Source organism: Desulfocicer niacini, assembly GCF_054657595.1.
In genome coordinates this window covers 1-6,913 of the sequence record NZ_BAAHYK010000097.1, presented here as the reverse complement: position 1 = coordinate 6,913, position 6,913 = coordinate 1, and the positions used below count along the sequence as shown (strand labels likewise).

At 40.7% G+C, this 6,913-nt stretch carries 9 protein-coding genes; all 9 read right to left on the bottom strand.

Annotation, left to right across the window (positions count from 1 at the left end):
* Positions 1-14 precede the first annotated feature (14 nt).
* Positions 15-1,214 (bottom strand): SEL1-like repeat protein, encoded by a 1,200-nt coding sequence (locus ACYQ2M_RS24390; protein WP_459919005.1) that lies wholly within the window; start codon positions 1,212-1,214, stop codon positions 15-17.
* Positions 1,215-1,221: 7 nt separating this feature from the next.
* On the bottom strand, positions 1,222-1,893 hold the full coding sequence (locus ACYQ2M_RS24385; protein WP_459919004.1) for a hypothetical protein: 672 nt from the start codon (positions 1,891-1,893) through the stop codon (positions 1,222-1,224).
* A 230-nt stretch (positions 1,894-2,123) separates the two neighbouring features.
* Complete coding sequence (locus ACYQ2M_RS24380; RefSeq protein ID WP_459919003.1) at positions 2,124-2,324, bottom strand: hypothetical protein; 201 nt, start codon at positions 2,322-2,324, stop codon at positions 2,124-2,126.
* 246 nt (positions 2,325-2,570) lie between these two features.
* Positions 2,571-3,317: a toll/interleukin-1 receptor domain-containing protein gene (locus tag ACYQ2M_RS24375; protein ID WP_459919002.1), complete on the bottom strand. Its 747-nt coding sequence runs from the start codon at positions 3,315-3,317 to the stop codon at positions 2,571-2,573.
* 29 nt (positions 3,318-3,346) lie between these two features.
* Positions 3,347-3,697: a hypothetical protein gene (locus tag ACYQ2M_RS24370; RefSeq protein WP_459919001.1), complete on the bottom strand. Its 351-nt coding sequence runs from the start codon at positions 3,695-3,697 to the stop codon at positions 3,347-3,349.
* Between the two features lie 462 nt (positions 3,698-4,159).
* Positions 4,160-5,200, bottom strand: a complete 1,041-nt coding sequence (gene ltrA / locus ACYQ2M_RS24365) for a group II intron reverse transcriptase/maturase (protein WP_459919000.1) — start codon at positions 5,198-5,200, stop codon at positions 4,160-4,162.
* A 124-nt stretch (positions 5,201-5,324) separates the two neighbouring features.
* On the bottom strand, positions 5,325-5,456 hold the full coding sequence (locus tag ACYQ2M_RS24360; protein WP_459918999.1) for a hypothetical protein: 132 nt from the start codon (positions 5,454-5,456) through the stop codon (positions 5,325-5,327).
* A gap of 459 nt (positions 5,457-5,915) precedes the next feature.
* Positions 5,916-6,347, bottom strand: coding sequence for an arsenic resistance N-acetyltransferase ArsN2 (gene arsN2 / locus ACYQ2M_RS24355; protein WP_459918998.1), 432 nt, complete (start codon positions 6,345-6,347; stop codon positions 5,916-5,918).
* A 165-nt stretch (positions 6,348-6,512) separates the two neighbouring features.
* Positions 6,513-6,913 (bottom strand): hypothetical protein (locus tag ACYQ2M_RS24350; RefSeq protein WP_459918997.1); only part of this gene is annotated, 401 nt, incomplete at its 5' end.

Here is a 6,913-nt window from a genome sequence, read left to right as displayed (position 1 = left end):
AGCAAAATAAAATATTACCGTGTGACAATGCTGGTATAGCCAAGAAGAACTTTTTCCATGTCAGCAAAACGTACTTTTACCAAATGGTGGCCATAATACCTAACTAACTTGGCTTTAACATTTTCCAAGTTGGGTTTAAGCAAAAAAATCTCTCTAGGCCAAGGATCTGCTAATAAAATTTCTTTGGTTTGATGGTTAATCGAATATATCGTACTAAAATGATTAGTTTCTCCATCTGAAAGTAGTACAAAATCAGATTCACGCAGAGTAGTTACCATGATTTTTGAAGGCAGCGTAATTACATCCCCAGCATCTTTTCTCTCTGTTCCTTTTTTTACAATTTTAAGTCTATGATTGCCACCATCACAACATTCTTCCTTCTGTTTATTGTAGACTTGTTTTAGCGTTTCTCCATCTTTTTTGGGATCAAACTCATACTTCAATTGGGCTTTTATAAACTTCCAAGTAAGTACTTTTGCAAGGGCTAATGTTCTAACATTTCTTTTGCCAATAATTTCATCAGCAATTGATGGCGACTTTTGTAGATAAGAGTTTATTAGTTTGCTATTCTCAACTAAAAGCTCCTTTTGGGTGGCATCTTTTCTTAGTGCGTTTGCATTAATATTCCACTCTTCATCGATAATTTGCCATAATTGTTTTTCATTTGGTTTTGAAAGTCGTTTTCTTTGAACAAGACCATTATAATCACCTAGCCTTGCTGCCAACTCATAAATGGCAATGGCTTTTTCTGTATTCCTATCATTTTTTTCAGTAAAAGCTCCAAAAGCTATGCACCCTTGAGTGACACCAAGCTTACAAGATGTTTCATACAAATTTACTATTCTTTCTAATTCAAATTCATATTTGGGAGGTGTATCATTTAATAAAGACTCAGCTAGATAAAAAGCGCTTCCACCATGGCCGTCCTCAGCTAGTTGTTCCCAAATCATTTGGGCTGAAGCAAAATCTTGTTTCTTCCACGTATCTACAGCTTTCTGGAATAATTTTTTCTGCTCTAAAATTTCATCATCAGATTTTTCTTTATTTGGTTGTACGCTAAGATACTCTTCCTTTGTCCAAGGGCTATTCCCTTCTTGAAATAAATATTCAATAGTGCTGTCCGGGAGCTGTTTTCTTGAAAGGTACTTATTTAAGTAAAAAATGCCGAAAACAGTAACGAATATCAAAGCTGCTATGGCTATCGATTTTTTCATCGGATAATTAGCCTTTAGTTTTAATCAAAAATATTGAATTACTTTCAATAGTTTGGGGTTTACCACTGGGAGTGGTAAACTTAGTTTCAATAGCGATCTCGTAAGTGCCTGAACGATTCAGCTTAATATTCATTTCTACAAACTCAGGCTCTTGCTTTTTTATGGTCAGTTTATGGCTTTCACTTTCAGAGGCCAATAAATTGTCTGGAAATTTAGAAATTCTTTTCTTGTTTTTTTTCTCATAAGCGACAGTAACATCTTCTCCGTCTATAACGACAGAGTAATTATTGACTGCCTCTTCTCCCTTTCCTGGGACTTCGTCTATTTCTTGTTCAACGGTAATACCAGGTTTAATGCCTTCATAATTTTTAACGATTACTCTAAAAGCATCTATAATTACAGTATCATTGCTGGCTCCTTCATGGAGATAACTCCAGGAAATCTTTGCTCCTTCTGGAAAATATTGTTTATTGTTTATTATTATCGGTTTGTAACCAATTAATGGCTTTATTTTGTCTTCAGAAATTTCTGTAGCAATAATTGTTGACTCGATAGTTTTATCTTTTAAATCTAATAAGTGACCGGCAAAAGCTAAAATTGCAGCTAATCCCGCAAATATCAATATGAAAATACTATTAGAAAACCTTCGAATGAATGATGCCAGCTTTTCCCAAAACATAATTTTCCCCAAATCCTAAAATATGGTGTCAATAAAGATTTTTTATACATGTTAAAAAATGGTTGTTTGTAAAACTGAACCTATCATTGCTAACGGAGCGCTGAGCAGCTTGCTGCTCAGCGCTCCGATAGGCTCGCCCGCCATCGGCGGGCGAGCCTATCGTTGAATTCACCGGAAGCCGCGCCGTTTGCGGCTTCCGGTGGAATGATTTGTTATCTTTTTAGTATCTTCTATTTTTGTTCTATATCATATGTGCCGAAGCCCTTGCCTTTAATTGAGCTTCCACAAAAAGGACAAAAATAAATATGATACCATTCGGGCATAAACCATTCGGTTTCATCATCCTCTTCTGCTTTCTCAAATTTTCCTTCTTCAACGCTTTTTTTGAAGCTGTTGCAACAAAATGAATACTTTTGTTTTTTCTTTTTCATATTCAAGATAATGCCGAGTTGAGGAGCGACCCACTTGGGTTGGCTGCTCCAACTCGTTGTTCAGTGTGCTGCGGCGCGCGTTAAAGCCATACTCAACTCGGCATTCAGTGCGCCGCAGGCGCACTGAACGCTTTGCATCACCCGACGGGCGGGGGATACGAAATATTTAATGTTATTGTAAAATGACATACTTTTATAACGCTTAAACAAACGCCGACGTAGCCCGGTCGGCTGTGGATGCAATTGTTATGCTATACGGACTAATTGATGATCGACGGCATAAAACCGGCCCTTTTCCTCTAAGGTAAGGGATTTAGTCTGTCGTATTTGTTGAACATAACCTTTTTCTATTGCTTGGCTGATAAGTATATCTAACATTACTCTTGATCCACTAAAATCCCTTAATAAATTTTTGTAAAGAATATAATCATTACCAGCTTCAAAATATTTAATCACAATAGACATTAATTCAAGTAAAGCATCATTTGTTTTTTCTTGCTTGCCGTCTGTAATTGGTTCAAAAGGATTGTTTGCAATTTCGGGTTTTTTATATAGAGGAGCATTATGAATTGTTCGTACTAATTCATCGTAGGAAAATTCAAAGTCGCCACCAATGGAGAAATTTACATACAACTTAGTTTTTAAAAAAGTAGGGACGTTTGTAGAACCTTTTTGCCTAATTATTGGAATAATTTTATTTGAGTCTATTTTATTTAAGAGATCAGATGTTATTATCATTTTTTCATAGCCAACTCCACCTATACCTGAATTGGCTTTTTTGACATAGTTCTCAGTGCAAATCATTAATACGTAATCAGATGAGGCCAAGTTTTGCTCCATAAAATGGGGAAGGTCATCGCCGGGCTTTAAATCCCACTGATCAAGGGCTGCATCTATGCCCGTATTTCTAAGTCGTGTCGCAAGGTCTAAGACCCATTTTTTGTGTTCTTGTGAATCATGAGAATAGGAAATAAATACTGAAGGTATAGTCATTTTCTTAATCCATTTTTTTTATTATACCGTTAATCACCCTCTCCCTTACCTGGTAGTACAACTGGTACTGTGAACTTAATTCGTGATTGGCTCTTAGACTCACCATGAGATGCACCTTGTGACCCCAAACTGACTGAACCTAAAAAGACCCCTATACCGCCTTTGGTATCAGTCGAATCAGCTTGAGTCAAAGCGATATCAAATTCAACAAGTGTAATCTGCCTACCTTTTGCGTCAGTCATTACTTTATTGTCTTTGACATAACCATAAGGTTTGTCTGAACCAACAATTGCTCCAAACTCCTTTGTAGAATCTCTTGCTTCAGACACTCCAGCAACAATTTCTGTTATTGCAGTTGTAATAAACTCTTGAACATTCATAAATCATTAACCTTTTTAAGCATAATGCCGAGTTGAGGAGCGACCCACTTGGGTTGGCTGCTCCAACTCGTTGTTCAGTGTGCTGCGGCGCGCGTGAAACCCATACTCAACTCGGCAATCGGGTCAGAGGGAGCCCAATGGCTCCCGTCTGCCCACAGAACCGTGCGTACGGGTCCGTACACGGCTCCTCATGCAAGCTTTATCCATTGACGAACATTAAACCAATGCTTCATCCTGTCAGTTGACCTTATCGCTTGTCCGTATCGGTTTATGAACCACCGATTCGGATATGCGCAATGTAAGGCATTTGTCCTGGATAATGCCCAACGTCCCTGATTTGAAAATGCCGTTTTAGCTGCAGATTTCCAGGAGACTCCTTGCTTAACAAGCTTCCTGAATAAAAACCGACGCTTCTTGTTTTGATCCACGAATCGAGCCCGTAGCCGCCGCCTCACATGAGCTTCAATACAGGCAAACTTGGGTCATCAGATAATATCCAGACCATCCCATATACCAGCTATTTATCCTTTGAATTGTCTGCTCAAGGGTTATGTTGGTTCCCCGAGGTGTCAGCTCTTTCACTTTCTGCATCGCTCTTTTCATGGACTGGGATGATATCGCTATCGTCCCATTGATGATCGTCATTCCAAGAAACTTGACATCACAGGATCGACCGACCCTGCTTTTATCCTGGTTAATCTTCAGCTTGAGTTTATGCTCGATAAACCGGCTGATGCTTTCCATCACCCGGCTTGCCGCCTTAGGCGACCGGACAAAAATATTACAGTCATCAGCATATCGGCAAAACTCAAGTCCACGCTGCTCAAGCTCTTTGTCAAGCTCATCAAGCACTACATTACTTAACAGAGGACTCAAGGGGCTGCCCTGGACCGTTCCTTCTTTGGTGAGTATCATCGTCCCGTTTATCATCACGCCGCTTCTCAAGATGATGCCAATTATGCGCAGAATGCGCTTATCTGGCACATGACCTGAAAGCAAATAGATGAGGCGGTCGTGATTAACTCGGTCAAAAAATTTGGCCAGATCAATATCAACCACATACTCTTTCCCGCTCTGCACTATCTTCTGTGCCGCTTCAACAGCCTGTTGTGGGCTGTAGCCGGGACGGAAGCCATAGCTATTGTCGGAAAATGTGGGATCAATTATCGGCTCCAGGAGGTGTTTTATTGTAGCTTGCACCACCCTGTCACGGATACAGGGAATGCCAAGCAGGCGAACACCGGCATTACCGGGCTTTGGTATTTCAACCCGTTTTACCGGGCTTGGTTTATAACTCCAGCTTTCCAGATCCATCTGGAGCCGGGTCAGCTCTTCGTCTATTTGGCTTTGAAATTCACCAACGGTCACGCCATCCACTCCGGGTGCACCGCCGTTCCTTTTCACTGCTTCAAAACCGGTCAACAGGTTCCCCTGATCACACAGTTGTTCGAAGAGACTTCGTTCTTCAATGAACAGGCTACGTTGCTTCATTTTGCTTTTCATTTTGGGTTGTTTTCTCATCGTTCCGCATTTCCTTTGTTGTTACAGGATATATACGTTTCCCTCCAAAGGTAACTCCTATGGCTGAACTCCTGACAACCGCTATTCTGAATTTTACGTATACCAGTTACATGTTCCACCCTTCGGCTCCAACATCACTGTCACTTTCCAGCAGTTTTATCCTCAAATACGTCACCGCATCTTCATCGGCTGCCGGTTTTACGCCTACTATGGCTTCATCTGAAAACCCTCTGTCCATAACGGAGACATTGCTGTTCCGCTTAGGGCTTGGCTGTCGCAGTTACAACGGCCCAGATCAGACGGCTCTTCACCGGGTAAGATCATACACTTTCCTTGCCCACCCACCTCCTTTACCCGACGGAGTTACGGAAAGGATATAGGGCTTCGATAATCGAAGGTATCTCGCCCATTCCGCAAGGCCTACCAGAGGTTCACACCAAGTTTGGGTGGCAATTTTGACGCAGGCTTCCTTCAGATCCCTCATTGGCTTTCCTTCACCGGGTATTCCCTCTTCGGGCAGATCCGGAAAGTTTCTTCGGGCACCCTTGCCTTTGTCTATACATTCCCTCCTTTCAGGGCTGTTGCTGGACTTTCACCAGCAAGTTTATGACCATGCCGGTCACACTTCAGTGCGCCGCAGGCGCACTGAACGTTGAGTTGAGCGGCGAGCTTTAGCGAGTCCGACTCAAACGTTTGGTTAACCATTTAATATTTTCAACATAAATGCAGAAGAAGTTGGACATAAACTTGAAAACTGGGCAGTGCCTTTTATGCTTATCGGAGCATTTTGTCTCTCATGAATATTGTAACCAAACTTCTCAAAATATTTCACAGCAGTTTCTGTTAAGAGGAACATTTTTTGTACTCCATTTTTTATACAGAAACTTTCTAAATAGCCCAATAGTTGTTTGCCTTTACCATTCTTTTGGGAATTTGCGTCAACCGCTAGGGACCTTAACAAAGCTGACTCACCATAAATCTCAACACCAATACATGCTATGAGTTTTTTATTTTGATAGATACCAAACAATTGAATAGTATCATTATTTCCTAAATCAGAGGTTGGTAGCAAAGAGCGATTAAGCAAATCTGCTGCTTCAGACCTATCTTCTATTTTGGTAATTTCCATTTTTTTGTGGTTAACGCTCCGCATTACCGGACGGGAAAACGACCAAGGCCTATGAAAATGCATAGTTCAGTGATGATTGCGAAAAAACTAAAAATGGCATCGTTTTCCCGGTCCGCTGTCTATGCGGTTGTTATAAATTCTTTCTTTAATGATATCGTTTAACTGCTAATAATCCTCCCAGTGCGGTTCTACACTACCACCTCTTTCAAGCCAGTCACGAAAATTTGTCCAAATATCAACTAATTTGGCGTATTTGCTTGCTTCTGGCGTTATTTCTCCACTTGCTGGCACGGCTGCTGCTTCAGCATCAAAGAGATATCCGGCAATGTTGTCTGCCTCCTCATCCGTACATTTTACCCAATAATAATCGAAGCCCTCGGAGTGGTTATGGGTTATCGGCTTTGGCATACCACCATTTTTGAAGGCTAATTCAATTATAGTTGTCTCTGGAGCATTATTTTCTTTTAAAACATATAATGTATCTTCCAGAACGGATTTTCCAAATGAGCAAGGATCGCTTATTTTTACCTTATATGAAGGCGTATCCATTTGTTGTCCTTGATTTA